This window comes from Stenotrophomonas sp. Steno-C15, from assembly GCF_056393265.1.
On sequence record NZ_JBWJPF010000029.1, the window covers coordinates 1 to 24583 of the forward strand.

23 protein-coding genes are annotated in these 24583 nt (G+C 66.2%); 14 read left to right on the forward strand and 9 right to left on the reverse strand.

What is annotated here, in order from left to right:
• From glpK to AC06FB_RS16900, 3 genes are all read right to left on the reverse strand, one after another.
• Positions 1-1498: glycerol kinase GlpK (gene glpK / locus AC06FB_RS16890; RefSeq protein ID WP_277381102.1), on the reverse strand; the 1498-nt coding region annotated here is incomplete at its 3' end.
• Positions 1499-1561: 63 nt separating this feature from the next.
• Positions 1562-3073: a glycerol-3-phosphate dehydrogenase gene (gene glpD, locus AC06FB_RS16895; RefSeq protein WP_478053918.1), complete on the reverse strand. Its 1512-nt coding sequence runs from the start codon at positions 3071-3073 to the stop codon at positions 1562-1564.
• Positions 3074-3231: 158 nt separating this feature from the next.
• The gene (locus AC06FB_RS16900) at positions 3232-3867 is read right to left on the reverse strand and encodes an OmpW/AlkL family protein (RefSeq protein WP_053520322.1); all 636 of its coding nucleotides are present in this window, start codon (positions 3865-3867) and stop codon (positions 3232-3234) included.
• A 187-nt stretch (positions 3868-4054) separates the two neighbouring features.
• Between AC06FB_RS16900 and AC06FB_RS16905 the strand changes: the two genes are divergently transcribed.
• The 3 genes from AC06FB_RS16905 (at position 4055) to lpdA (ending at position 8366) form a co-directional block, all read left to right on the forward strand.
• Positions 4055-4570, forward strand: coding sequence for a DNA-deoxyinosine glycosylase (locus AC06FB_RS16905; protein ID WP_253120377.1), 516 nt, complete (start codon positions 4055-4057; stop codon positions 4568-4570).
• A 167-nt stretch (positions 4571-4737) separates the two neighbouring features.
• Positions 4738-6450, forward strand: a complete 1713-nt coding sequence (gene aceF / locus AC06FB_RS16910; RefSeq protein ID WP_193396447.1) for a dihydrolipoyllysine-residue acetyltransferase — start codon at positions 4738-4740, stop codon at positions 6448-6450.
• Between the two features lie 107 nt (positions 6451-6557).
• Positions 6558-8366: a dihydrolipoyl dehydrogenase gene (gene lpdA, locus AC06FB_RS16915; RefSeq protein ID WP_065175199.1), complete on the forward strand. Its 1809-nt coding sequence runs from the start codon at positions 6558-6560 to the stop codon at positions 8364-8366.
• Between the two features lie 779 nt (positions 8367-9145).
• Here lpdA and AC06FB_RS16920 read toward each other — a convergent pair.
• Positions 9146-9964, reverse strand: coding sequence for a hypothetical protein (locus AC06FB_RS16920; RefSeq protein ID WP_053518741.1), 819 nt, complete (start codon positions 9962-9964; stop codon positions 9146-9148).
• A 460-nt stretch (positions 9965-10424) separates the two neighbouring features.
• On the opposite strand from AC06FB_RS16920, the gene AC06FB_RS16925 reads away from it, so the two are divergent.
• The 9 genes from AC06FB_RS16925 (at position 10425) to AC06FB_RS16965 (ending at position 17625) form a co-directional block, all read left to right on the forward strand.
• Positions 10425-10790, forward strand: a complete 366-nt coding sequence (locus AC06FB_RS16925) for a hypothetical protein (RefSeq protein WP_180876808.1) — start codon at positions 10425-10427, stop codon at positions 10788-10790.
• Between the two features lie 30 nt (positions 10791-10820).
• Positions 10821-11621 (forward strand): F0F1 ATP synthase subunit A, encoded by an 801-nt coding sequence (atpB, locus tag AC06FB_RS16930; RefSeq protein ID WP_053518739.1) that lies wholly within the window; start codon positions 10821-10823, stop codon positions 11619-11621.
• A 73-nt stretch (positions 11622-11694) separates the two neighbouring features.
• Positions 11695-12000 (forward strand): F0F1 ATP synthase subunit C, encoded by a 306-nt coding sequence (gene atpE, locus AC06FB_RS16935; protein WP_005411133.1) that lies wholly within the window; start codon positions 11695-11697, stop codon positions 11998-12000.
• A gap of 106 nt (positions 12001-12106) precedes the next feature.
• Positions 12107-12577 carry a F0F1 ATP synthase subunit B gene (locus AC06FB_RS16940; protein ID WP_053518738.1) on the forward strand — a complete coding sequence of 157 codons (471 nt, stop codon included), beginning with the start codon at positions 12107-12109 and terminating at the stop codon, positions 12575-12577.
• A 2-nt stretch (positions 12578-12579) separates the two neighbouring features.
• A complete protein-coding gene (locus tag AC06FB_RS16945) occupies positions 12580-13107 on the forward strand; it encodes a F0F1 ATP synthase subunit delta (RefSeq protein ID WP_053518737.1) in 528 nt (175 codons plus the stop codon).
• A 44-nt stretch (positions 13108-13151) separates the two neighbouring features.
• Positions 13152-14699, forward strand: coding sequence for a F0F1 ATP synthase subunit alpha (gene atpA / locus AC06FB_RS16950; RefSeq protein WP_053518735.1), 1548 nt, complete (start codon positions 13152-13154; stop codon positions 14697-14699).
• Positions 14700-14780: 81 nt separating this feature from the next.
• The gene (atpG, locus tag AC06FB_RS16955; RefSeq protein ID WP_053518734.1) at positions 14781-15644 is read left to right on the forward strand and encodes a F0F1 ATP synthase subunit gamma; all 864 of its coding nucleotides are present in this window, start codon (positions 14781-14783) and stop codon (positions 15642-15644) included.
• 38 nt (positions 15645-15682) lie between these two features.
• Positions 15683-17089 (forward strand): F0F1 ATP synthase subunit beta, encoded by a 1407-nt coding sequence (gene atpD / locus AC06FB_RS16960; RefSeq protein WP_049429233.1) that lies wholly within the window; start codon positions 15683-15685, stop codon positions 17087-17089.
• A 113-nt stretch (positions 17090-17202) separates the two neighbouring features.
• Positions 17203-17625: a F0F1 ATP synthase subunit epsilon gene (locus AC06FB_RS16965; RefSeq protein ID WP_005419509.1), complete on the forward strand. Its 423-nt coding sequence runs from the start codon at positions 17203-17205 to the stop codon at positions 17623-17625.
• Between the two features lie 67 nt (positions 17626-17692).
• Here the strand turns inward: AC06FB_RS16965 and AC06FB_RS16970 are convergent, their stop codons facing one another.
• On the reverse strand, positions 17693-18076 hold the full coding sequence (locus tag AC06FB_RS16970; RefSeq protein ID WP_053518733.1) for a GtrA family protein: 384 nt from the start codon (positions 18074-18076) through the stop codon (positions 17693-17695).
• Positions 18077-18156: 80 nt separating this feature from the next.
• On the opposite strand from AC06FB_RS16970, the gene glmU reads away from it, so the two are divergent.
• Entirely contained in the window at positions 18157-19524 is a 1368-nt protein-coding gene (gene glmU, locus AC06FB_RS16975; protein WP_065175197.1) for a bifunctional UDP-N-acetylglucosamine diphosphorylase/glucosamine-1-phosphate N-acetyltransferase GlmU, read from the forward strand.
• Entirely contained in the window at positions 19493-20044 is a 552-nt protein-coding gene (locus AC06FB_RS16980; RefSeq protein WP_197600912.1) for a GNAT family N-acetyltransferase, read from the forward strand. Before glmU ends, AC06FB_RS16980 begins: the two co-directional genes overlap by 32 nt.
• Positions 20045-20138: 94 nt before the next feature.
• Here the strand turns inward: AC06FB_RS16980 and AC06FB_RS16985 are convergent, their stop codons facing one another.
• The 4 genes from AC06FB_RS16985 to AC06FB_RS17000 all read right to left on the reverse strand — a co-directional run bounded on the left by AC06FB_RS16985 (position 20139) and on the right by AC06FB_RS17000 (position 24575).
• Positions 20139-21491 carry a sensor histidine kinase gene (locus AC06FB_RS16985; protein WP_053518729.1) on the reverse strand — a complete coding sequence of 451 codons (1353 nt, stop codon included), beginning with the start codon at positions 21489-21491 and terminating at the stop codon, positions 20139-20141.
• Entirely contained in the window at positions 21488-22834 is a 1347-nt protein-coding gene (locus AC06FB_RS16990) for a sigma-54-dependent transcriptional regulator (RefSeq protein ID WP_074899853.1), read from the reverse strand. The genes AC06FB_RS16985 and AC06FB_RS16990 overlap by 4 nt, the downstream gene beginning before the upstream one ends.
• Positions 22835-22957: 123 nt before the next feature.
• Entirely contained in the window at positions 22958-23350 is a 393-nt protein-coding gene (locus AC06FB_RS16995) for a PDZ domain-containing protein (RefSeq protein WP_180876814.1), read from the reverse strand.
• A gap of 1 nt (position 23351) precedes the next feature.
• Positions 23352-24575, reverse strand: coding sequence for an ABC transporter permease (locus tag AC06FB_RS17000; protein ID WP_053518725.1), 1224 nt, complete (start codon positions 24573-24575; stop codon positions 23352-23354).
• Positions 24576-24583 lie beyond the last annotated feature (8 nt).

Here is a 24583-nt window from a genome sequence, read left to right on the forward strand (position 1 = left end):
AATCGACGTGGAAGGCCAGGGTGGCGGCGACCGCCTGCTGCCACCCGGCATACAGCGTCTCGCGCCGTGATGCCGGCATCTGCGGCTCGAAACGGCGGTCCAGTCCCCATTGCGCGGCGATCTGTTCGCGGCTTTCCCAGAATCCCACCGCCAGCCCGGCCAGGTAGGCCGCGCCCAGCGCCGTGGTCTCGGTCAGCCGTGGCCGCAGCAGCGGAACGCCCAGAATGTCGGCCTGGAAGCTGGCAAGGAAGTCGTTGCCGATCGCGCCGCCGTCGGCACGCAGCTCGCTCAGGCCGATACCTGCATCGGACTGCATGGCATCGAGTACATCGCGGGTCTGGTAAGCCATTGCTTCCAATGCTGCACGCACGAAGTGCGACCTGCTGGTGCCCCGGGTCAGGCCGAACATCGCTCCACGCACGTCGCTGCGCCAGTAAGGCGCACCCAGGCCCACGAACGCCGGCACCAGATAGACGCCAGCGCTGTCGCCGACCTTCGCGGCCAGCGCCTGGCTGTCGCTGGCCCGATCGATCATGCGCAGGCCGTCGCGCAGCCACTGCACCACCGAGCCGGCGATGAAGATCGACCCCTCCAGTGCGTACTCCACGCGCCCGTCCAGGCCCCAGGCGATGGTGGTCAGCAGGCCATTGTGCGAACGCACGGCCTGCGTTCCGGTGTGCATCAGCATGAAGCAGCCGGTGCCGTAGGTGTTCTTCACCATGCCCGGCTGGAAGCAGGCCTGGCCGAACAGCGCGGCCTGCTGGTCGCCAGCGATGCCGGCGATCGGAATCGGGTGGTCGAAGAAGAACTGCGGCCGGGTGTGCGCGTACACCGCGCTGGAGTCACGCACCTGCGGCAGCATGGCGCGCGGAATGTCCAGCAGCGCGAGCAGCTCGTCGTCCCAGTCCAGGGTGTGGATGTTGAACAGCAGCGTGCGTGCGGCGTTGCTGTAGTCCGTCACGTGTGCCTGGCCGCCACTGAGATTCCAGACCAGCCAGCTGTCGATGGTGCCGAACAGCAGTTCGCCACGCTCCGCGCGCTGTTGTGCGCCTTCCACGTGATCGAGGATCCAGCGCACCTTGGTGGCCGAGAAGTAGGCATCGATCAGCAGGCCGGTGCGTTCACGGATCAGCGCTTCGTGCCCCTGCGAGCGCAACCGCTCGCAGATGGCCTGGCTTTGCCGGGACTGCCAGACGATGGCGTTGTGGATCGGCTGGCCCGTGGCGCGTTCCCAGACCACGGTGGTCTCGCGCTGGTTGGTGATGCCCAGTGCGGCGATGTGGCGCGGGTCGATCTGTTCGCGGCTGAGCAGCTCGGTCAGCGTGGCGTAGACGCTGGTGAGGATCTCGCGCGGGTCATGTTCCACCCAACCGGGCTGCGGGAAAATCTGGGCGAACTCACGTTGCGCGCTGCCGACGATGTCGCCGGCGTGATCGAACAGGATCGCGCGCGAACTGGTGGTGCCCTGATCGATGGCCAGCACGTAGCGGGGCGTCATGCGGCGTCTCCGGTAGCGATGGGGAAATCCTACTGCATCGGCAGCGACGGGCCATGCAGGGTGTCACCGCGATCGGCCGGGCATGGCCTGGTGCTGCTGTTCCTCCAACCAGTCCTGCAGGCGTGCCACCTGTGCGGTGTCCAGCCGCAGTCCCAGCTTGCTCCGCCGCCACAGTATGTCCTCGGCGGTATGCGCCCATTCGTGATCGCGCAGGAACACGACCTCATGGGCGTGCAGCCCACCGCCGAAGTGTTCGCCGAGATCGTCCATGCCCTGCACCCCGTGCAGCAGCTCGGTGCTGCGGCTGCCATAGGCCTCGGCCCAGCGCCGCGTAGTGTCCTCAGGCAACCACGGTGCGAGTCTCCGCAGGTGAGAGCGTGCCTGCACGGCATCGCCCCAGTCGCTGCCCGGCAGCGGCGTCCCGGCTGCCGTCCATGCCGGCCCCATCTGCGGCAGGTGGGGCCGCAGCAGATCCAGCGCTTCTTCGGCCAGAACGCGGTAGGTGGTCAGCTTCCCCCCCAGCACGTGCACGGCGGGCGCGCCCTGCACCTGCAACTGCAGGCGATAGTCGCGGCTGAGTCGTGCCGCGCGCGGATCCGGGTCGGCCAGCAGCGGGCGCACGCCGGCAAACTGCCAGACCACCTCCGTCGCCGTGATCGGCTGGCGCAGATAGCGGTTGGCCGCCTCGCACAGGTACGCCACTTCCGAAGGCAGCACGTGGCAGCGCGCCGGATCGCCTTGATAGTCGGTGTCGGTGGTACCCACCAGCAGGTGGTCGTGGGTGAAGGGCAGCAGGAATACGACCCGTCCGTCGGGCTGCTGCAGCAGGCAGGCGCTGTCATCGGGCCAGGGCCGGCGCAGCACGATGTGGCTGCCCTGCACCAGGCGCAGGGCCGGTGTGCCGCTGCGCGCCTGCATGCGTTGCAGCAGGCCTCCGGCCCAGGGACCGGCCGCGTTGGCCACGGCATGTGCATGCACCGTCTGCTGCTGTCCCGCTGCATCGACCAGTACCGCCCGCCAGTGGCCCTGCTCGCCGCGCAGTTCGACGCAGCGGGTGCGAACCTGTACACGCGCGCCGCGTTGCGCGGCATCCAGCGCGTTGAGCAATACCAGGCGTGCATCGTCCACCTGCGCGTCGGCATAGCTGAAGGCCTGGTGCAACGATGGCGACAGCCACGTGCCCAACGGGTCGTGTGGCAGGTGCAGTGCGCGCGAAGCCGGAAACGCTGCGCCGCGATGGCCGAGGTGGTCATACAGCCACAGGCCGAGCCGCAGCATCCAGCGTGGCCGCAGGTGGGGTTCCCAGGGCAGCACGAAGCGCAGCGGCCGGACCAGGCAGGGCGCCTGCCTGCGGAGTACATCGCGTTCGCCCAGCGCCTTGCGCACCAGGCCGAACTCGCCCTGTTCCAGGTAGCGCAGCCCGCCATGGACCAGCTTGCTGCTGGCGCTGGAGGTATGTGACGCAAGATCGTGCTGCTCGCAGAGCAGCACGCGCAGGCCGCGGCCTGCGGCGTCGCGTGCGATGCCGGCGCCGTTGATGCCACCTCCGATCACCAGCAGGTCGACATTGTCCATCCCGATCACCGGCCTTCCGTCCTTTGCAGAGTCAAGCCCTGCTCGACGTCCGGAAAAAAGCAGTCGAGCACGACCCGACTCTACACAGAGCGCGGGTGACGAAAACGACGACGGGCCCCGAAGGGCCCGTCGCGTACAGACAGTGAAGCAGGCGATGCTTAGAAGCGGGCGCCGATACCCACGCCGACAGTCCACGGATCCAGCTTGGCTTCGCCGATCTTCTCGCCACCCACCTTCACGTCCGGGCGGGCGCGCATGTAGCGGGCATCAGCACGGGCGAACCAGGTGGAGTTGATGTTCATGTCGACGCCGACGGTGCCGATCACGCCCTTGGCATCCTTCAGGCGGATGTCGGAGCTGCTGCCGTCAGCCAGCGATTCGTTGCTGAAGGCCGACTGGAAGTAGCCCACGCCCACGAACGGACGGAACACGTTGTCGGCCTGGCCGAAGTGGTACTGGCCGCTCAGCGCGACCGGCTGCTGCTCGACGCTGCCCAGGCGGGTGTTGCCCGGACCCTTGACGCGGTGATCGAACTTGTCGGCAGCGCCCCACAGCTCAACGGCCCAGTTGTCGTTGACGTAGTAGCTGAAGCTGACGGTCGGCGCCGGGCCGCCATCGAGCTTCTTGACGCCGGTGATCGGATCATTCTTCGGCTGCAGCAGCGTGACGCCGCCAACCACGGCAAAATGCTTGCCCGAGGCGGTGTCGGTGGTGCTGCTGTCCTGGGCGAAAGCGGCCGGCGCGAAGGCGGCGGAGGTCAGCAGGGCGAGACTCAGGATACGGATGGAGCGCATGGGGGTATCTCCTAATGTTTCTTGTTTTTGGGCCCCCGGTTGCGGGGCGAGCACACCGTAGTCGCCTCAACATGAATCGAATCCGACGCGCGTTAAAAAATAGTTCGCTCTGTTCAGCGATGAGTTCGAAAAGCCTGTTTTCATGGGGTTTTTGCTCTGGAGGAATGTTCATGCAGTTGCACAAACCGTGAGCGCGCCAACGCTCTGCACCGGCCTGCCCGCGCAGGTGAACGCGCGATCGCGCGTGTTGCTGCTTGGTTCGATGCCGGGTGCTGCGTCGCTGCACGCTGGCCAGTACTACGCGCATCCACGCAATCGTTTCTGGCCGCTCATGTCCGATATCTGCGGCTTTGACGCTGGTTTGCCCTATCCGCAACGCATGCGCGCCCTGAACGCCGCCGGTGTCGGGGTGTGGGATGTGATCGGCCGATGCGAGCGCCGGGGCAGCCTGGATGCGGACATCGTGCGTGGCACGGAAGTGGCCAACGCGCTGCCGGAACTGATCGCCCTGCTGCCTGAGCTGCAGCTGATCGGCTGCAATGGTGCTGCGTCGATGCAGGCATTCCAGCGCTGGGTGCTGCCTGTCCTGGGGGAGCCACCGCGTGTGCTGGCGCTGCCCTCGACCAGCCCGGCCAATGCGGCCTGGTCGCTGCAGCGCCTGCGTCAGGCCTGGCAGCCGGTGGCCGATGCACTGGCGACATGAAGCGGACATCGTGCGGACAATACGCTACCCACTGGAGGTGCCTGCGCCCCATGGGCAACAGCGTGTCCCGGCTGCGTGCGTACTGAAAACACCTGTAACGGTTGGCGCTGGCCCCCGCTGGCCGCACAATAGACGTTTCCCTACACCAGATTGCCGGAGTTATCCCCATGGCCGAAATCAAGGAAGCACTTGTCCCCGATATCGGTGACTACAGCGATATCCCGGTAATCGAGGTGCTTGTCGCCGTTGGCGATACGGTCAGGAAGGACCAGGGCCTGGTGACGCTGGAAAGCGACAAGGCGACCATGGAAGTGCCGTCTTCGGTGGCCGGTGTGGTCAAGGAGATCAAGGTCAAGGTGGGTGACACCCTGTCCGAGGGCAAGGTCGTGGCGCTGATCGAAGTGGCGGCAGACGAGGCCGCAGCGCCGGCCGCTCCGGCCCCGGCCCCGGCCAAGGCCGCTGCCCCGGCGGCTGCCACCCAGAGCGCCCCGGCCCCGGCGGCTGCCGCGCCGGCCGCCCCGGCTGCCGGTGGCGGTGCGGTTGAAGCCCGGGTGCCGGACATCGGCGATTACACCGACATCCCGGTCATCGAAGTGCTGGTCGCCGTGGGCGACACCGTCAAGAAGGATCAGGGCCTGGTCACGCTGGAAAGCGACAAGGCGACCATGGAAGTGCCGTCCTCGGTGGCCGGTGTGGTCAAGGAACTGAAGGTCAAGGTGGGGGACACCCTGTCGCAGGGCAATGTGGTGGCCATCATCGAAGCCGAGGGTGCTGCTGCGCCGGCGCCGACCCGCGAAGCGGCTGCGGCGGCCCCGGCCGCTGCCGAGACCGCCACCAAGGTCGAGCCGGTCGCTGTGCCCGCTCAGCCGGACAAGCTGGCGGCTCGTGAGATCGCGTCGGCCGGCGCTCCGTCCAGCCCGCCCGTACAGTTCAACGCCGATGGCGTGCTGCCGGCCAAGGTGCCGTATGCCACCCCGGCGGTGCGCGTGTTCGCCCGCGAGCTGGGCGTGGACCTGCTGCAGATCAGCGGTACCGAGAAGGGCGGGCGCATCACCAAGGGTGACGTGCAGAAATTCGTCAAGGCCGCGCTCAGTGGTGGCGTTCCGGCCGCGGGCGGCACCGCTGCCGCCGCAGGCGGTGGGCTGAACCTGCTGCCGTGGCCGAAGGTCGATTTCAGCAAGTTCGGCGAGACCGAAGTGCAGCCGCTGTCGCGCATCAAGAAGATCTCCGGCGCGAACCTGGCCCGCAACTGGGCGATGATTCCGCACGTCACCCAGTTCGACCAGGCCGACATCACCGATCTGGAAGCACTGCGCGTGGCACTGAACAAGGAGAACGAGAAGGCCGGCATCAAGCTGACCATGCTCGCCTTCCTGATCAAGGCCAGCGCCGCAGCGCTGAAGAAGTTCCCGGAGTTCAACGCCTCGCTGGACGCCAGCGGCGAGAACCTGACCCTGAAGAAGTACTTCAACATCGGGTTCGCCGCCGATACGCCGAACGGCCTGGTCGTGCCGGTGATCCGCGACGTCGACAAGAAGGGCGTGGTGCAGATCGCGCAGGAAACCGGCGAGCTGGCCAAGAAGGCGCGCGACGGCAAGCTGGGCCCGGCCGACATGAGTGGCGGCTGCTTCTCGATCAGCTCGCTGGGCGGGATCGGTGGCACCGCGTTCACCCCGATCGTCAATGCCCCGGAAGTGGCCATCCTGGGCGTGTCCAAGTCCTCCATCCAGCCGGTCTGGAATGGCAAGGAATTCGCACCGAAGCTGCTGCTGCCGCTGTCGCTGAGCTACGACCACCGCGTCATCGATGGCGCCCTGGCCGCACGCTTCACCACGTACCTGTCGCAGGTACTGGCCGACATGCGTCGCGTGCTGCTGTAAGGCACCCGCTTCGCCCCCACCGTGTGGCCGTCGCCCTTGGCGCGGCCGCCTGACGAAACGCAGTGACAGCCCGCCGGCCACCCCGGCCGGGCATGAGGAAAACCACCATGGCCACGATTGAAGTCAAGGTTCCCGACATCGGCGATTACAGCGATGTGCCGGTGATCGAAGTGTTGGTCGCCGTCGGCGACACGGTGAAGAAGGACCAGGGCCTGGTGACCCTGGAGTCGGACAAGGCCACGCTGGAAGTGCCGTCCTCGGCCGCCGGTGTGGTCAAGGAACTGAAGGTCAAGCTCGGCGATACGCTGTCCGAGGGGGCCGTGGTGGTCCTGCTGGACACCGAAGGAGCCGCCGAGGCCCCGGCCAAGGCAGCCGCACCTGCGCCGGCGGCCGCCGCCCCGGCCAGCAAGCCGCCGGTGACCCCGTCGCATCGTGCCCCGGCCGAACCGGCCGCACCGAAGCCGGCACTGGCCAGCGGCAAGCCGGCCGACATCGAATGCGAGATGGTCGTGCTGGGCTCCGGCCCGGGCGGCTACACCGCCGCGTTCCGCGCAGCCGATGTCGGCCTGGATACGGTACTGGTCGAGCGCTACGCCAGCCTCGGCGGCGTCTGCCTCAACGTCGGCTGCATTCCGTCCAAGGCACTGCTGCATGCGGCGGCGGTCATCGATGAAGTCGCCCATGCCGGCGATTTCGGCGTGGAGTTCGGCAAGCCGACGATCACGCTGGACAAGCTGCGCCAGTACAAGGAAAAGGTCGTCAACCAGCTGACCAAGGGTCTGGCCGGCATGGCCAAGCAGCGCAAGGTGCGCAACGTGCAGGGTGTCGGTCGGTTCCTGTCGGCCAACGAGCTGGAGATCACCGCCGCTGACGGCAGCACGCAGCTGCTGCGCTTCCAGAAGTGCATCATCGCCGCCGGTTCGCAGGCGGTGAAGCTGCCGAACTTCCCGTGGGACGACAAGCGTGTGATGGATTCCACCGACGCGCTGGAGCTGGCCGAAGTGCCGGGTTCGCTGCTGGTTGTCGGTGGCGGCATCATCGGCCTGGAAATGGCGACCGTGTACGGTGCGCTGGGCAGCAAGGTTACCGTGGTCGAATTCATGGACCAGCTGATGCCGGGCGCCGACAAGGACCTGGTCAAGCCGCTGGCCGACCGCCTGAAGAAGCAGGGCATCGACGTTCACCTGAAGACCAAGGCGTCGGGCGTCACCGCCGATGCCAAGGGCATCACCGTGACCTTTGAGGCGGCCGAGGAAGGGCAGTCGCCGGCGCTGGCGCAGGGGACCTTCGACCGCGTGCTGGTCGCCGTGGGTCGTTCGCCGAATGGCAAGAAGATCGATGCCGAGAAGGCCGGCGTGCAGGTCACCGAGCGTGGCTTCATCCCGGTTGACCGGCAGATGCGTACCAACGTGCCGCACATCTTCGCCATTGGTGACATCGTCGGCAACCCGATGCTGGCCCACAAGGCCACGCACGAGGGCAAGCTGGCGGCTGAAGTGGCGGCCGGCCACAAGAAGGAGTGGGTGGCCCGCGTGATTCCGTCGGTGGCCTACACCAATCCGGAGATCGCCTGGGTGGGCGTGACCGAGACCGAGGCCAAGGCCAAGGGCCTGAAGGTCGGCGTGGCCAAGTTCCCGTGGGCGGCCAGTGGCCGCGCGATCGGCATCGGTCGCACCGAGGGCTTCACCAAGCTGATCTTCGATGAAGAGACCCACCGCATCATCGGTGGCGCGATCGTCGGTGTGCATGCCGGTGACCTGCTGGCCGAGATCGGTCTGGCCATCGAGATGGGCGCGGAAGCCGAAGACATCGGCCACACCATCCATGCCCATCCGACGCTGAGTGAATCGGTGGCGATGGCTTCGGAAATCTACGACGGCACGATCACCGATCTGTACATGCCGAAGAAGAAGTAAGGCGCTTGCGCCGGGCCATGCCCGGTGAAACGGAAAGCCCGGCTCAAGCCGGGTTTTTTGTTGGTGGCTTCTGTGGCTTCGGTGACTGTGGTCGCGAGCTTCCGGGCCGCTGCGCGGGTGGCAGGCATTTGGACACATGTCCCCCGTCGTCCGCCTGCGGCGGTCGCCTCCTCCTTTACTGTGTCCAAACGCCTGCCACCCACGCAGCGGCTCGGTGTACGGACACTCCAGCAGAGCCACTTCAACGACGCGTGGAGGCCTGACACGCGGAGGGAGAGGGGGCTGCGTGCGAAGTAAAGGAGGAGGTGACGGCCGCAGGCTGGCGCCGGGGGACATTCGCATGCAGCTCCCTCTCCCTCCAGCGCGCCAGCGATCCTGCGAGTGCGGCCTATGTGATCGCGAGCTTCCGGGCCTCTGCGCAGGCGGCAGGCCTTTCGACACATGTCCCCCGCCGTCCGCCTGCGGCGGTCGCCTCCTCCTTCGCTTTGTCCAAACGCCTGCCACTCACGCAGCGGCTCGGCTTGCGGAGGGTCCAGCCGCAGAGCCACTTCAACGACGCGTGGAGGCCTGACACGCGGAGGGAGAGGGGGCTGCGTGCGAAGTAAAGGAGGAGGTGACGGCCGCAGGCCGGCGCCGGGGGACATTCGCACGCAGCCCCCTCTCCCTCCAGTGCTCGACCATGCCGCTTTTACCCCGGCAGGACAAAGCAGCACAAAAAAACGCGGCCCCCGATGTTCCGGAGGCCGCGCCAGGAGAGAGTGCGATGGAAGGGGCAGGAATCAGAACACGAAGCTGACGCCGGCCACTGGGCCCTTGAATTCCTGCTTCAGACCGATGGTGCCGTCGCTGCCCTTCTTGTCCGCATCCAGCTTGAACCAGTCGTAGCCGGCGAACAGGCCGAAGTTCTTGGTCAGGCGGTAATCGACGATGGCATTGGCCCGGCTCAGGTCACCCTTGTAGTCGTCGAAGCTGCCCCAGCGGGTGTTGAGGTACTGACCCTGCAGGGTGATCATCCACTTCTCGGACGGGGTGAAGCTCAGGCGCGCACCGACTACGGGCGCCACACCGTCGGTCTTCTCGTCCAGGAACTGGCCTTCATACACGGTGCCCAGGTCCGCATAGCCCTTGGTGCTGACCTTGGCGTACTCCGCACCCAGCTGCAGGCCCAGATCGAAGGTGTCAGTGTCGACGACGGAGTAGTCGTAGACCAGGCTGGCCACCTGGTACTTCAGCTCCGCCTTGACGAAGCTGTCAGCCGGCACGTTGACGCCGCCGAAGGAGATGTCCTGGCCCAGCGTCTCGCGGCGGTCCTTGTCGTACTTGAAGTAGTTGAACAGGAAGCGCTGGCGGTCGCTGAGGCGGAACATGCCGTCTACCCGCGGTTCCCATTCCTTGCCGCCGAGCTTGAAATCTTCCGAGAAACCGACGTCCTGGCCGGCGACAGTGGTGTTGCCGCGCAGCGTGTTGTCCGAATCGATGTTCATCGCACCCAGGCGCAGGGCGAAACGGTCATCGCCTTCGGCGGCATGGGCGGCGCTGGCGAACGATGCGCCGGCGGCAAGCAGGGAGAGGGCGAGCAGGGTGGGGACGGAGCGCATCGAAGAGTCCTTGCAGTGGTTCATCAGAATGAAGCCCACTGTGCAGGACGCACTCGTCCACCATGCGTGAACGTATGGTCGATGGCGTGTGCACGGTTCAGCGCTGTCACGACCATGAAAAAGGATGGCCCCGGAGCCGGGCTTCGGGGCCATCGAGGACCTGCGGGGCGAAGCGTCGACGAGGTTGCTGCAGGCAGGTCGGAAGGTCGGACCGGCAAGGTCGCGGAAAGTTCCCAGGCGTGCGACCAAAGTTCAATGCGCTGCACCGCAGCATCATGTGGACGTCATTGTCCCTTGGGCGGCACGCAAAAATGTAACCGTTACCGCAACTTGCGCCCTTCCGGGATGAACAGGCAGCGGTTGTCTCGCAAATTGTCCCATTGCTATAATTTGGCGGCTCGATGAGGCCCCCCTGCTGTAGCCGCCTCAGCCCTCCACTTGCAACCACGCGGGACGTCCTGTGCTGAACTCCGTTGAAGCGGGTCGGCGACTGATGCTGCGCGCCGCGGTCTACCCGCTGGCCGCAGTGGCTGTCCTGGCCCTGGCCTTCCTGCTGGTAGGGCCGAAGTACGCGCTCGGTGCCCTGGCATCCGGCGTGGCGATCTCGGCCGGTGGCTGGGTCGCGGCACGGATGGCGCTGGGCGGGGGTGCCCTGGCTGCGGGGTCGGCAATGGCACGGCTGATCATTGCGATCGTGGCGAAGTGGGTAGTCGTTTTCGGCGTCCTGCTGGTGGGGTTCCTGGTCTTCAAGCTGCCTGCATTGGCGCTGTTGGCCGGTATCGCCGTCGGCTTGATGTTCCAGGTCCTGGCGATGGCCAGGCGTTGACAGAATTCAATTAACTAAGGTTCCGGACACATGGCGGGCGAGGCTCTAACCCCTACCAGCTACATCCAGCATCACCTGCAGAACCTGACCGCACCGGTCGGCAACGGCGACGGGATGTTCTGGCATATCCACGTCGATACCTTCCTCACCGCGGTCCTGATGGGCCTGGTGATCGTGGTCGCCTTCTGGCTGGGCACCCGCAAGGCCACGGCTGGCGTGCCGGGCAAGTGGCAGGCCTTCGTGGAGATCTGCCTGGAGTTCGTCGACCGCCAGGCCAAGGACACCTACCACGGCAAGAGCAAGCTGGTCACGCCGATCGCCATCACGATCTTCTTCTGGATCCTGATGATGAACCTCATCAAGATGATCCCGGCCGACTTCATCGCCAAGCCGCTGGAGCTGGCGGGCATCCATTACTGGAAGCCGGTGCCGACCGCCGACGTCAATGCCACCCTGGGCATGGCCATCAGCGTGTTCTTCCTGATGCTGTTCTTCGCGCTGAAGTCCAAGGGACTGGGCGGCTTCATCAAGGAGTTCCTGACGGCTCCGTTCGGCAAGTGGATGATGCCGTTCAACCTGATCCTCAACATCGTCGAGTGGCTGAGCAAGCCGATCTCCCTGGCGATGCGACTGTTCGGCAACATGTTCGGCGGCGAAATCGTGTTCCTGCTGATCTGGGTGCTGGGTGGTGCCGGTTTCTTCGGCGCCATTGCCGGTGGTGCGTTCGGCCTCGGCTGGATGCTGTTCCACCTGCTGGTGATCCCGCTGCAGGCCTTCATCTTCATGATGCTGTCGATCGTGTACCTGAGCCTGTCGGAAGACGCTCACTGAGTTTCAAGCTTCAACGCGTTTCAACCTTCATCCGTTTCATCACCCTTAGCAACTTAAGTTCCTGGAGATAACCATGTACTTCGCCGTCCTGACCAACTTCGCGCAGATTCAGAGCTCCACCGCCCTCGCCGTCGGCATCATGATCGGCCTGGCCGCGCTGGGCGCCGGTCTGGGTCTGGCCATCATGGCTGGTAAGTTCCTGGAGTCGGCCGCCCGCCAGCCGGAACTGATCCCGGTCCTGCAGGTCCGCATGTTCATCACCGCCGGCCTGATCGACGCCGCGTTCATCATCTCGGTCGCCGTCGGCCTGCTGCTGGCCTTCGCCAACCCGCTGTCGGCCGCCTTCGCCGGTGCCGTCACCAAGGCTCTGGCCGGCTGATACAGCGGTTTGAGACGACCGGGTGCTGATGCACCCGGTTTCGGATGAAGGCCGGATGCGCCGCCCCGGCGGCGCGTCCACCCCGAAACCAGCGATCGAGCTAACCATGAATATCAATTTCACCCTTCTTGCGCAGGCGCTCGCCTTCGCTGGTCTGATCTGGATCATCGCGACCAAGATCTGGCCGCCGCTGATGAACGCGATCGAAGAGCGCCAGCAGAAGATTGCTGAAGGCCTCGCTGCTGCCGACCGCAGCCAGAAAGATCTGGCCCAGGCGCAGGAGAAGGTCAACGAAGCGCTGAAGGAAGCCCGCACCAAGGCCAACGAGATCATCGACCAGGCCCACGCGCGCGCCAACCAGATCGTCGACGCAGCCCGTACCGAAGCGATCACCGAAGCCACCCGTCAGAAGGAACTGGCCCAGGCTGAGATCGACGCCGCCGCCAACCGTGCCCGTGAAGATCTGCGCAAGCAGGTGTCCGCGCTGGCCGTGACCGGTGCCGAAAAGCTGCTCAAGCGCGAAATCGACGCCAACGCCCACAAGGCGCTGCTCGACGAGCTGGCCTCGGAGATCTAAGGATGAGCCAGGCCCTCACGCTTGCCCGCCCGTACGCCCGCGCCGCGTTCGCGACCGCGCGCGACGAAGGCGCGTTCGCGCCGTGGTCGGACGCCCTGGCGTTCTCCGCCCACGTCGCCGCCGACCCGCGCGTGGCGGCCCTGCTCGCCAACCCGGAGCTCGGTCGTGACGACGCTGTCGCCCTGCTGGCGCCGGCGACCCACGGCGAAAGCTTCTCGCGCTTCCTGGCCATCCTGGCCGAATCGCATCGTCTGCCGCTGCTGCCGGAGATCTCCGGCATGTTCGACGCCCTGCGCGCCGAAGCCGAGCACGTGGTCAAGGCCACCGTGACCTCGGCCGCCGAACTGTCGGCCGGCGAGCTGGACGCGATCAAGGTCGCGCTGCGCAAGCGCTTCAACCGCGAGGTCGATGTGACCACTGCGGTCGATGCCTCGCTGATCGGCGGCGCCGTGATCGACGCCGGCGACGTGGTCATCGATGGTTCGCTGAAGGGCAAGCTGGCCCGCCTGCAGACCGCGCTCGCTAACTGAATTCATTTAACGTCCGGCCCCGCTGCCGGCACTAGGACTTGACGATGGCAACCACGCTCAACCCCTCCGAAATCAGCGAACTGATCAAGAACCGCATCGAGAAGGTCAAGCTGGCCGCGGAATCGCGCAACGAAGGCACCGTGACCAGCGTGTCCGACGGCATCGTGCGCATCTTCGGTCTGGCCGACGTGATGCAGGGCGAAATGATCGAACTGCCGAACAACACCTTCGCCCTGGCCCTGAACCTGGAGCGCGACTCGGTCGGCGCCGTGGTCCTGGGTGACTACGAGCACCTGCGCGAAGGCGACGTCGCCAAGACCACCGGCCGCATCCTGGAAGTGCCGGTCGGTCCGGAACTGCTGGGCCGCGTCGTCAACGCGCTCGGCGAGCCGATCGACGGCAAGGGCCCGCTGGGCACCGACGTGACCGCTCCGGTGGAGCGTGTTGCTCCGGGCGTGATCTGGCGCAAGTCGGTCGACCAGCCGGTGCAGACCGGTTACAAGTCGGTCGACTCGATGATCCCGATCGGCCGTGGCCAGCGCGAGCTGATCATCGGTGACCGCCAGACCGGCAAGACCGCCATGGCGATCGATGCGGTGATCAACCAGAAGGGCACCGGCATCAAGTGCGTGTACGTTGCGATCGGCCAGAAGGCATCGACCATCGCCAACATCGTGCGCAAGCTGGAAGAGAACGGCGCCCTGGCCCACACCATCGTCGTGGCCGCCACCGCGTCCGAATCGGCTGCGATGCAGTACATCAGCGCCTACTCGGGCTGCACCATGGGCGAGTACTTCATGGACCGCGGCGAAGACGCGCTGATCGTGTACGACGATCTGTCCAAGCAGGCCGTTGCCTACCGCCAGATCTCGCTGCTGCTGAAGCGCCCGCCGGGCCGTGAAGCCTACCCGGGCGACGTGTTCTACCTGCACTCGCGCCTGCTGGAACGCGCTGCCCGCGTGTCCGAGGAGTACGTCGAGAAGTTCACCGAGGGCAAGGTCACCGGCAAGACCGGTTCGCTGACCGCGCTGCCGATCATCGAAACCCAGGCCGGCGACGTGTCCGCCTTCGTTCCGACCAACGTGATCTCGATCACCGACGGCCAGATCTTCCTGGAAACCGACCTGTTCAACGCCGGCATCCGCCCGGCCGTGAACGCCGGTATCTCGGTGTCGCGCGTCGGTGGTTCGGCGCAGACCAAGATCATCAAGAAGCTGTCGGGCGGCATCCGCATCTCGCTGGCCCAGTACCGTGAGCTGGCTGCGTTCGCGCAGTTTGCTTCGGATCTGGACGAAGCCACCCGCAAGCAGCTGGAACGTGGCCAGCGCGTCACCGAGCTGATGAAGCAGAAGCAGTACGCGCCGATGTCGATCGCCAACCAGGCGCTGTCGATCTACGCCGTCAACGAGGGTTACCTCGACGACGTGCCGGTCAACAAGCTGCTGGCGTTCGAAGAGGGCCTGCACGCCCACTTCGCCAACACCCAGGGCGAGCTGATCAACAAGGTCAACGCCACCGGCGGCTGGGACAACGATATCGAAGGTGCCTTCAAGAAGGGCATCGCCGACTTCAAGACCACCGGCAGCTGGTAACAGCGCATGGGGAACGGGGCCTGGCCCCGTTCCACCGTTGAACAACGCGGGGCATCAGCCCCGCGCCACGGGAAACAAGAGATGGCAAGCGGACGCGAAATCAAAACCAAGATCAAGAGCGTGCAGAACACCCGCAAGGTGACGCGCGCCCTGGAGATGGTCTCGGCCTCCAAGATCCGCAAGGCGCAGGATCGGATGAAGACCTCGCGTCCGTACGCGCAGGCGATGAAGCAGGTGATCGGCCACCTGGCGCAGGCCAGCACCGATTACCAGCATCCGTTCCTGGTCGAGCGCGAGCAGGTCAAGCGGGTCGGTTTCATCGTGATCTCCTCCGATCGCGGCCTGGCCGGCGGCCTGAACAACAACCTGTTCCGCAAGATGCTGGGCGAAGCCAAGGCATGGCAGGACAAGGGTGCGGAAGTGGATCTGGTGACCATCGGCCAGAAGGCATCGACCTTCTTCCGCCGCGTCAAGGTCAACATGGTCGGCAGCGTGACCCACATCGGCGACGTGCCGAAGCTGGAATCGCTGATCGGTGTGATCAAGGTCATGCTCGACGCCTTCACTGAAGGCAAGGTCGACCGCGTGTACCTGGTCTACAACCGCTTCGTGAACACCATGACGCAGAAGGCCAGCTTCGATCAGCTGCTGCCGCTGCCGGCGGCCGAGAAGCAGGTCGCGCACCACGACTGGGATTACCTGTACGAACCCGATGCCGCGACCGTGCTCGAGCACGTGATGACGCGTTACATCGAGTCGCTGGTGTACCAGGCATTGCTGGAAAACGTCGCCTCCGAACATGCCGCACGCATGGTCGCGATGAAGGCGGCGAGCGACAACGCCAACAAGCTGATCGGTACGCTGCAGCTCGTCTACAACAAGGCGCGCCAGGCAGCGATCACCCAGGAAATCTCCGAAATCGTCGGCGGCGCGGCAGCAGTCTGACCGCGTTCGTTCAAAGCACACATTTAGAGGATGCAGCAATGAGTCAGGGCAAGATCGTTCAGATCATCGGCGCGGTCGTCGACGTCGAATTCCCGCGTGAGTCGGTGCCGAAGGTGTACGACGCACTGAAGGTCGACAACACCGAAATCACCCTTGAAGTCCAGCAGCAGCTGGGCGACGGCGTGGTGCGTACCATCGCCCTCGGTTCCACCGATGGCCTGAAGCGCAACCTGGTCGCCACCAACACCGGTCGTGGCATCTCGGTGCCGGTCGGCGCCGGCACCCTGGGCCGCATCATGGACGTGCTGGGCCGTCCGATCGACGAAGCCGGCCCGGTCGCTGCCAGCGACAACTGGGAAATCCACCGTGCGGCACCGTCGTACGAAGACCAGTCCCCGGCCACCGAGCTGCTGGAAACCGGCATCAAGGTCATCGACCTGATGTGCCCGTTCGCCAAGGGCGGCAAGGTCGGCCTGTTCGGCGGCGCCGGCGTCGGCAAGACCGTCAACATGATGGAACTGATCAACAACATCGCCAAGGCGCACAGCGGTCTGTCCGTGTTCGCCGGCGTGGGTGAGCGTACCCGTGAGGGCAACGACTTCTACCACGAAATGAAGGACTCCAACGTCCTCGACAAGGTGGCGATGGTGTACGGCCAGATGAACGAGCCGCCGGGCAACCGCCTGCGCGTCGCGCTGACCGGCCTGACCATGGCCGAGTACTTCCGCGACGAGAAGGACGAGAACGGCAAGGGCAAGGACGTGCTGCTGTTCGTCGACAACATCTACCGCTACACCCTGGCCGGTACCGAAGTGTCGGCACTGCTGGGTCGTATGCCGTCCGCCGTGGGTTACCAGCCGACCCTGGCCGAGGAAATGGGCGTCCTGCAGGAGCGCATCACCTCGACCAAGAACGGTTCGATCACCTCGATCCAGGCCGTCTACGTTCCCGCGGACGACCTGACCGACCCGTCGCCGGCGACCACCTTCGCCCACCTGGACTCGACCGTGACCCTGTCGCGTTCGATCGCCTCGCTGGGTATCTACCCGGCCGTCGATCCGCTGGACTCCACCAGCCGCCAGATGGACCCGCTGGTCATCGGCCACGAGCACTACGACACCGCCCAGCGCGTCCAGCAGACCCTGCAGAAGTACAAGGAACTGAAGGACATCATCGCCATCCTGGGCATGGACGAACTGTCCGAAGAAGACAAGCAGGCCGTGTCGCGCGCCCGCAAGATCGAGCGCTTCTTCAGCCAGCCGTTCCACGTGGCCGAAGTGTTCACCGGTTCGCCGGGCAAGTACGTGCCGCTGAAGGACACCATCCGTGGCTTCAAGGCCATCGTCGATGGCGAGTACGACCACCTGCCGGAGCAGGCGTTCTACATGGTCGGCGGCATCGAAGAAGCGGTCGAGAAGGCCAAGAAGATGGCCGAGAAGGCCTGATCCGGGAGGGGCGGGAGCGATCCTGCCCCACCTGACGCCGGCGCCGGGCAGCCGCCCGGGCCGGTGGACCTCCACGGTGGCATCGCGCCACCGCGAACAGCGAAGAGATTTGCATGAGCACGATCCGTTGCGACATCGTCAGCGCCGAGCAGGAAATCTTCCGTGGCGAAGCGACCCTGGTCGTGGCCACCGGTGAGCTGGGCGAACTGGGCATCGCGCCCAAGCACGCACCGCTGATCACCCGCCTGAAGCCGGGCAAGGTGGTGGTGACCACGCCGAACGGCGAGCAGCTGGATTTCGCCATTTCCGGCGGCATCCTGGAGGTTCAGCCGCAGGTGGTGACCGTGCTGGCCGACACCGCGATCCGCGCGCAGGACATCGACGAAGCCTCGGTCCGCAAGGCCAAGGAAGAAGCCGAGCGCATCCTGGCCAACCGTGGTGAAGCCATGGAAGTGGCCGAAGCCCAGCAGAAGCTGGCCGAGGCCGTGGTCCAGTTGCAGGCGCTGGAGCGCCTGCGCAAGAACCTCAAGCACTGAGGCTCGCCACACCCACAGGAACGCCGGCCTCGTGCCGGCGTTTTTGTTTGTGCGCCATCACCGCCGGTCAGCGGTAGACCACGTGGCGCATCAGCAGGAACGACACCGCCGCCAGTCCGCCCTCGACCAGCGGCTTGGCCAGCCACGCGTAGCGCAGGCCCAGAGCCTGGTCGACCAGGCTGACCAGCAGCGTGCTGGCCGCCGTCAGCAGCAGCCACAGCGCGCAGAAGCGCGCAAAGCGCTTCCAGCCCAGCTTGTGCGTGCCCGGCTCGGCGAACGTGTAGCGACCGTTGAGCCAGAAGCCCAGCAGCATCCCCGCCAGCCGGCCCGTGACGTTGGCCGGTGCAACCGGCAACCCCAGTGCGGTGGCCGCCACGAAGACCACCCAGTCGACCAGCAGCTGCACGAGCCCGATGACGAGGTAGGTGCTTCCCTGGCGGATGAGGCTCATCGGCATGCTGAAGAAGGAGGGGCATCCATGTTAACGGGCCACGCTCTAGAATCGGTGTCATCGAACCACGGATTCCCCCCATGACCCAACCCCTGCACGTGATCATCCTGGCCGCAGGTGCCGGCAAGCGCATGAAGTCGGTGCTGCCGAAGGTGCTGCAGCCGATCGCCGGGCAGCCGATGCTCGCGCATGTCATCGCTGCCGCCCGCGAGCTCGACCCCGCTGCGATCCACGTGGTGTATGGCCATGGTGGCGAGGCAGTGCGGCGCCACTTCGCCGACCAGACCGACCTGCAATGGGCCGAGCAGGCACAGCAGCTGGGGACCGGCCACGCGGTCGCGCAGGCGATGCCGCAGGTGCCCGACGCCGCGCAGGTGCTGGTGCTGTACGGCGATGTGCCGTTGATCCGCGCGCAGACGCTGCGCGACCTGCTGGCGCAGCCGGGCCGGCTGGCCGTGCTTGTGGCCGATGTCGATGACCCGACCGGTTATGGCCGCGTGCTGCGCGACGCCGAGGGACGGGTCGGCGCCATCGTCGAACAGAAGGACGCCAGCGATGACCAGCTGCGCGTGCGCACGATCAATACCGGCATCATCACCGCCGAATCGACCGCGCTGCGCCGGTGGCTCTCGCAGCTGTCCAACAGCAACGCGCAGGGCGAGTACTACCTGACCGACGTATTTGCCTTTGCAGCCCGTGAGTTCACCCCGGCCGAGATGGCTCTGGTGGCCGATGTGCAGGAAGCAGAAGGGGCGAACGATCCCTGGCAGCTGGCGCAGCTCGAGCGCGCGTGGCAGCGCCGCGCAGTACGTGCGCTGTGCGCGCAGGGCGCGCGCGTGCTGGACCCGTCACGGCTGGATATCCGCGGCAGCGTGACGGTCGGCAGCGATGTGCTCATCGATGTCGATGTCATTCTTGAGGGCAAGGTGGTGCTGGGAGATGGCGTGACCATCGGCCCGTTCAATCGACTCAAGGACGTGACGCTCGGGCCGGGCACCGAAGTGCGCGCGCACTGCGACCTAGAAGGGGTGGTCACCGAAGGTGCCGCATCGGTCGGTCCGTTCGCCCGGTTGCGCCCGGGCACCGTGCTCGCCGATGGCGTCCACGTAGGCAACTTCGTGGAGACCAAGAAAGTGACCCTCGGCGTGGGCAGCAAGGCCAACCACCTGACCTATCTGGGCGATGCGGTGATCGGCAGCAAGGTGAACATCGGCGCCGGCACCATCACCTGCAACTACGACGGCGTGAACAAGTCGACCACGACCATCGGCGACAATGCCTTCATCGGTTCCAACAGCTCGCTGGTGGCGCCGGTGCTGATCGGCGAGGGCGCCACCATCGCCGCCGGTTCGGTCATCACGCGCACCGCGCCGGACGGCAAGCTGACGCTGGCACGCGCACGGCAGGAAACCATCGATGGCTGGAAGCGGCCGGTCAAGAAATCCTGAGCCACGGATTCCGCATGCCGACGAGCTCGGCGTGCTGCCGGCGATCGAACAGCGTGCCGGCGAACTGCTGAAGGGCCACGAAGCCTATCCGGTGTTCGCCGGCCACGGCCTGGATCTGCAGGCGCTGCGGGACGGCCTCCGGCGTGGACAGCTGTGGGTGGTGGATGACGCCGAGGGCGGCGGCATCGCCGGTTACCTGCTGGCAGGCGGGCTGTGCGGCGAATTCCATGTGCTGCAGATGGATGTGGACCCGGCGCATGCGCGTCGTGGCCATGGTCGTGCTTTGCTGCGGCACGCGTTGGCAATGGCCAGGACCCAGGGCTATCGCTCTGCGGTGCTGACGACGCTGGCAGACGTGCCGTGGAATGCGCCGTTCTATGCCGGCGAGGGATTCGTGGGGCTTGCGCAGGAGGAATGGGGTGACGGGCTGCAGGCCGTGATGGCGGAGGAAGCCGCATTGGGGTTTCCGATGCATCTACGGGTGGCGATGCGGCGTGTCCTGTCTTCGATGGATGGCTGAAGGTCGTTCCGGGGTGCCTTCGCCAATGATGTCGGGCAGCGCCGGGTCATGCCCGGCGGGCGGAGCGGCCGCTTCCGCTTCCCGGAGCGTCACCTCACCCCGCCGGCAGCAGGATCGAAACACACAACCCACCCTCACTGCGGTTCTGCAGCGACACCCGTCCACCGTGCGCCTCCACGATCTCCCGGGTCAGCGCCAGTCCCAGCCCGGTGCCGTTGCGCTTGGTCGAATAGAACGGCATCAACGCATTCTGCAGTACCTGCTCGTTCATGCCTTTGCCGCGATCAAGCACATCCAGACGCAGCCACTGGGGCAGGCGGGTCAACTGCACCTGCACGTCATCGTTGGGCGGATCGGCTTCCGCGCAGGCTTCGTGCGCGTTCTTCAGCAGGTTCAGCAGTGCCTGCCCGAACTGCGCGATATCGATGCGGCTGCTCATCTCCTCGTCCGGCTCCTGCTCCATGCCGAACGGAATCTGCTGGCGCAGGCTGGACAGGAACGGGGCCCAGTGCACGGTCTGCAGCTGGGGCTGTGGCAGCTTGGCGAAGCGTGCGTATCCGCGGATGAACCCCTCCAGGTGGCGGGCGCGATCTTCGATGGTGGTGAAGATCTCCGGCAGGCGGTCGAACCGCTCACGCTTGACCAGTTCCCCTCCGGAATGCGCCAGCGAGGCAATCGGTGCCAGCGAATTGTTCAGCTCGTGGCTGATCACCCGGATCACCTTCTTCCAGGTCTGGACTTCCTGCCTGCGCAGCTCGGCGGTGAGCAGACGCACCAGCAGCAGATCATGGGGCCGTCCATTGAGATGGAACGCGCGCCGCGACAGGTGGTAGACCTGCTCGTCATCCTCGTCGCCGTCCTCGCCTTCGGCCTGCACCGCGAACAGGCTGTCGCCGCCGCGGGCGATGGCGTCGCGCAGTTCCACCGGCACCTGCTCCAGCACCTCCTCCAGGCGCTGGCCCTCCAGCTTCCAGCCACCATGCAGCAGCTTGCGCGCAGCCAGGTTGGAGAACACCACACGGGCGATGCCATCACCGCCTGATGCGATCAGCAGCATCGCCACGGGCGTGTTCTGCACCATCGTGTCCAGCAGCAGTTCGCGTTGCACCAGACCCTGGCGCTGCTCGCGCAGCACGTCGCCCAGCTCGCGATGCGCCTTCACCAGGTCACCCAGTTCGTCATTGCCTTCCCAGTGAACGCCGAAGTTGTACTCGCCATCGCGGTAGCTGCTGGTGGTGCCGGACAACGCACGCATCAGCGAGCGGACCGGTGCGGTGGCGCGGCGCAGCGCCCACCACATCAGGGCAAGCAGGATCACCGTGGATACGATGGCCACCGCCCAGCCGTGGTCGAGCCAGTAGGCCAGCAGCCAGGGCAGCGCGGCAGCCAGCGCCAGCACCGGCAGCAGGCGCAGGAACAGGCGGAAGGTGAACGAGCGTCGCTTCATTCGCGCGGAATGCCGTGGCGGTCCATGCGCCGGTACAGTGCCTGGCGGCTGAGACCGAGTTCGGCGGCCGCCTGCGCGATGACCCCATGATTGCGCGCCAGTACCTCCTCGATGCGCGTGCGGTCCGGATCGTTGCCGGCGCTCGGCGCCGGGCGTGGCGCAGCCGGAGCGCGTGGCAGGTTGAGATCGGTCACTTCGATGCGGTTGCCGGTGGCCAGCAGCTCGGCGCGCTGGATGACGTTGCGCAGTTCGCGCACGTTGCCCGGCCACGGGTGCCGTTGCAACGCGGCAGCGGCGGCGCTGGACAACGGCTTGCCACCCGCCAGGAAGCGTTCGGCCAGCGGCAGGATGTCGCCGGGCCGCTCGGCCAGCGGCGGCAGCACCAGCTCCACGGTGTTGAGGCGGTAGTACAGGTCCTCGCGGAACGTGCCGTCGCGGATCATCGCCGGCAGGTCGGCATTGGTGGCGCTGACCACGCGAACCTTGACCTGGCGTTCGCGGTTGGAGCCCAGGCGCTCGAAGCGACCGGTCTCCAGCACGCGCAGCAGCTTCATCTGCCCGCCCAGCGACAGGTTGCCGATCTCATCCAGGAACAGGGTGCCTCCATCGGCCGCCTCGAACTTGCCTTCGCGCGCCTTGTTGGCACCGGTGTAGGCACCTGCCTCGGCGCCGAACAGCTCGGCTTCGATCAGCTCGGACGGCAGCGCACCACAGTTGACCGTGACGAACGGTCCCTTTGCCACCAGCGAATTGGCCTGGATGATCTGCGCGATCTTCTCCTTGCCGGCGCCATTGGGTCCGGTGATCAGGACCGGCAGTTCGGAGCGTGCGACCTGGCAGGCCAGGGCGATCACGCGTTCACTGGCGGGATCGGCGAAGACGGCACCACTGAGGTCGTACTTCTGTTCCAGCGCGGTGCGCTGACGCTGCTCGCGTTCGCGCCGACGGTCCAGTTCGCGACGTGCTTCGGACAGTTCCAGCAGGTTGTTGACCGTGGTCAGCAGCTTGCGGTCGTCCCAGGGCTTGGCCAGGTAATCGGCCGCGCCGGCCTTGACCAGGTCCACCGCGCTGCTCAGATGGGTCCAGGCGGTCAGCAGGATCACCGGCAGGTCGGGGTGGCGTGCGCGGATCTGCGCGAACAGGGCTTCGCCTTCCTCGCCGGAGGTGGTGTCCTCGCTGAAGTTCATGTCCTGGATCACCAGGTCCACCGGCTGCGATTCGAGCAGGGCCAGGCCTTCGGCCGGGCTCTGTGCCTGCAGCGTGTCGATGTCGTGCAGGGAGAACAGCACGTCCAGCGCGGTGCCCACGCTGGCGTTGTCGTCGATGATGAGGATCGCGGGCATGGACCGGTTCTGGAAAAAGGGATGGGCAGCGCCGGAGAGAGCTGTAGGTTCCAGGGCGCCGGCAGGAGCCGGCGCCACCCATCAAGCATAGCTAAAAGCTGCCGCCCTGCAGCCGGTGCCGGATCACCGTCGTGGCGGCGGCGGAGCCGGCGGCGGTGGTGGTGCGGTGGGCGGTGACAGCAGGGGCCGCCAGCCAGCCAGGGACACCGGCACGGTCAGCGTCTTTCCATCGCGCTGCAGCAGCAGCCGTACGCTGGATGCGTCGGTGGCCTGCATCGCGGCTGTCAGCTGGTCGACCTGCTGCACGGCGGTATCGTCCACGCGCAGGATGCGGTCGCCACGGCGCACGCCGAAGCGCGCCTCCGGATGCGCCGCATCGACCCGCACGTGGCCACCCGAGGACGCCAGCGCCACATGGGCGCCGTCGTCCTGCCAGCTCATGGTCTGCTGGTTGCTGCTGCCGGCAAGGGCCGGCAGCGGCAGCATCAGCATCATCGCCAGGAAAGGTGCGCGCATGTCAGGCCCCCCGCGTGGCGACGGCCGGAGGCACGGCGGCCGCCCGGCGCGCAGGGCCGAACACGGCGATCTGGCCCAGTGCCCACAGCAGCACCGCACCCAGCGGCAGGTACAGCAGCGGCATGCGAGGCAGCTCGTACATGTTCATCAACCACAGATTGATGGCGTAGGCCGCCAGCATGCCCAGCACGATGCCCAGCGAGGCCAGCAGGAAGTTCTCGGTCTGGAAGTAGCGCAGCACCTGGCCGCGGGTGGCACCGAGGGCACGGCGGATGCCGATCTGCTTGCTGCGCTGCTGCACCCAGAAGCTGGCCAGGCCGACGATGCCCAGCGCCGTCACCACCAGCAGGGCGATGCATACGGTGACCAGCAGCCCGACCATCGCCCGGTCGTTCTTGAAGTAGTCGTTGCGCTGGTCCTCATAGCTGAGCTTCTCGCGCACCAGGCGGTTGGGATCGTTGCGTTCCAGAGCCGCCAGGGCACCCTTCAGCACTTCATCGCGGCGTTCGGGCGTGGTGCGCAGCATGTACGGGCCGCCGCTGGCAAAGTCGGTGCGCACCGGCAGGATCATCGACAGGGTGGTGTTGTTGTTCCAGTCCGTCGGCGGCGCGAGGTGGGCAACCACGCCCACCACGTGCAGCGCCTGCCGACCCATGTAGAAGGTCTTGCCCAGCGGGTTCTGGCCCGGGAACATCTTCTCGGCCACGGCCTGGTTGAGGATCACCGCCGATGCCTTGTCCGGTGTGGTGCTGGCCGACTTGCGTGCGTCCTCGAAGTCGATGTACTCGCCGGGCAGGAAGTCACGGCCGGCCACCAGCTGCAGGCCCAGGGTGGACAACGCACCTTCGTTGAACATGTACAACGTCGCCGAGGTCGTCGGCCGTTCCTGGTCGCGCTCGCGCGAGATGCTGGTATTGGACGAGCTGGGGCGGAACGGCAGCTGGTTGACCTTGGTCACGCTGGTCGCACCGGGAACGGCGCGCAGCGCGGCCAGGTCTTCCTGGGTACGCGCCATGGCATTGGTCTGGGTACCGATGCCACTGGTACGGACGATCACCAGTTCGTTCTCGGCCAGGCCGCTGGGCTGGGTGATCTTCTCCACGCGCTGGCTGACCAGGAACAACGCGTTGCAGACGATGGCGCAGGTCAGCGCGATTTCCAGCACGATCAGGGCAGCGGCGGTCTTGTGCCGGCGCAGCGTGCTGAGGATGGGGCGGATATCCATGGCAGTGT

What these genes read in the sequence shown, in the direction of transcription:
- glpD (WP_478053918.1), bottom strand. Translation starts at nt 3,073, where the DNA reads ATGGACAATGTCGACCTGCTGGTGATCGGAGGTGGCATCAACGGCGCC.
- AC06FB_RS16900 (WP_053520322.1), bottom strand. Translation starts at nt 3,867, where the DNA reads ATGCGCTCCATCCGTATCCTGAGTCTCGCCCTGCTGACCTCCGCCGCC.
- aceF (WP_193396447.1), top strand. Translation starts at nt 4,738, where the DNA reads ATGGCCGAAATCAAGGAAGCACTTGTCCCCGATATCGGTGACTACAGC.
- lpdA (WP_065175199.1), top strand. Translation starts at nt 6,558, where the DNA reads ATGGCCACGATTGAAGTCAAGGTTCCCGACATCGGCGATTACAGCGAT.
- AC06FB_RS16920 (WP_053518741.1), bottom strand. Translation starts at nt 9,964, where the DNA reads ATGCGCTCCGTCCCCACCCTGCTCGCCCTCTCCCTGCTTGCCGCCGGC.
- atpB (WP_053518739.1), top strand. Translation starts at nt 10,821, where the DNA reads ATGGCGGGCGAGGCTCTAACCCCTACCAGCTACATCCAGCATCACCTG.
- atpE (WP_005411133.1), top strand. Translation starts at nt 11,695, where the DNA reads ATGTACTTCGCCGTCCTGACCAACTTCGCGCAGATTCAGAGCTCCACC.
- AC06FB_RS16940 (WP_053518738.1), top strand. Translation starts at nt 12,107, where the DNA reads ATGAATATCAATTTCACCCTTCTTGCGCAGGCGCTCGCCTTCGCTGGT.
- AC06FB_RS16945 (WP_053518737.1), top strand. Translation starts at nt 12,580, where the DNA reads ATGAGCCAGGCCCTCACGCTTGCCCGCCCGTACGCCCGCGCCGCGTTC.
- atpA (WP_053518735.1), top strand. Translation starts at nt 13,152, where the DNA reads ATGGCAACCACGCTCAACCCCTCCGAAATCAGCGAACTGATCAAGAAC.
- atpG (WP_053518734.1), top strand. Translation starts at nt 14,781, where the DNA reads ATGGCAAGCGGACGCGAAATCAAAACCAAGATCAAGAGCGTGCAGAAC.
- atpD (WP_049429233.1), top strand. Translation starts at nt 15,683, where the DNA reads ATGAGTCAGGGCAAGATCGTTCAGATCATCGGCGCGGTCGTCGACGTC.
- AC06FB_RS16965 (WP_005419509.1), top strand. Translation starts at nt 17,203, where the DNA reads ATGAGCACGATCCGTTGCGACATCGTCAGCGCCGAGCAGGAAATCTTC.
- AC06FB_RS16970 (WP_053518733.1), bottom strand. Translation starts at nt 18,076, where the DNA reads ATGAGCCTCATCCGCCAGGGAAGCACCTACCTCGTCATCGGGCTCGTG.
- glmU (WP_065175197.1), top strand. Translation starts at nt 18,157, where the DNA reads ATGACCCAACCCCTGCACGTGATCATCCTGGCCGCAGGTGCCGGCAAG.
- AC06FB_RS16980 (WP_197600912.1), top strand. Translation starts at nt 19,493, where the DNA reads ATGGCTGGAAGCGGCCGGTCAAGAAATCCTGAGCCACGGATTCCGCAT.
- AC06FB_RS16985 (WP_053518729.1), bottom strand. Translation starts at nt 21,491, where the DNA reads ATGAAGCGACGCTCGTTCACCTTCCGCCTGTTCCTGCGCCTGCTGCCG.
- AC06FB_RS16990 (WP_074899853.1), bottom strand. Translation starts at nt 22,834, where the DNA reads ATGCCCGCGATCCTCATCATCGACGACAACGCCAGCGTGGGCACCGCG.
- AC06FB_RS16995 (WP_180876814.1), bottom strand. Translation starts at nt 23,350, where the DNA reads ATGCGCGCACCTTTCCTGGCGATGATGCTGATGCTGCCGCTGCCGGCC.
- AC06FB_RS17000 (WP_053518725.1), bottom strand. Translation starts at nt 24,575, where the DNA reads ATGGATATCCGCCCCATCCTCAGCACGCTGCGCCGGCACAAGACCGCC.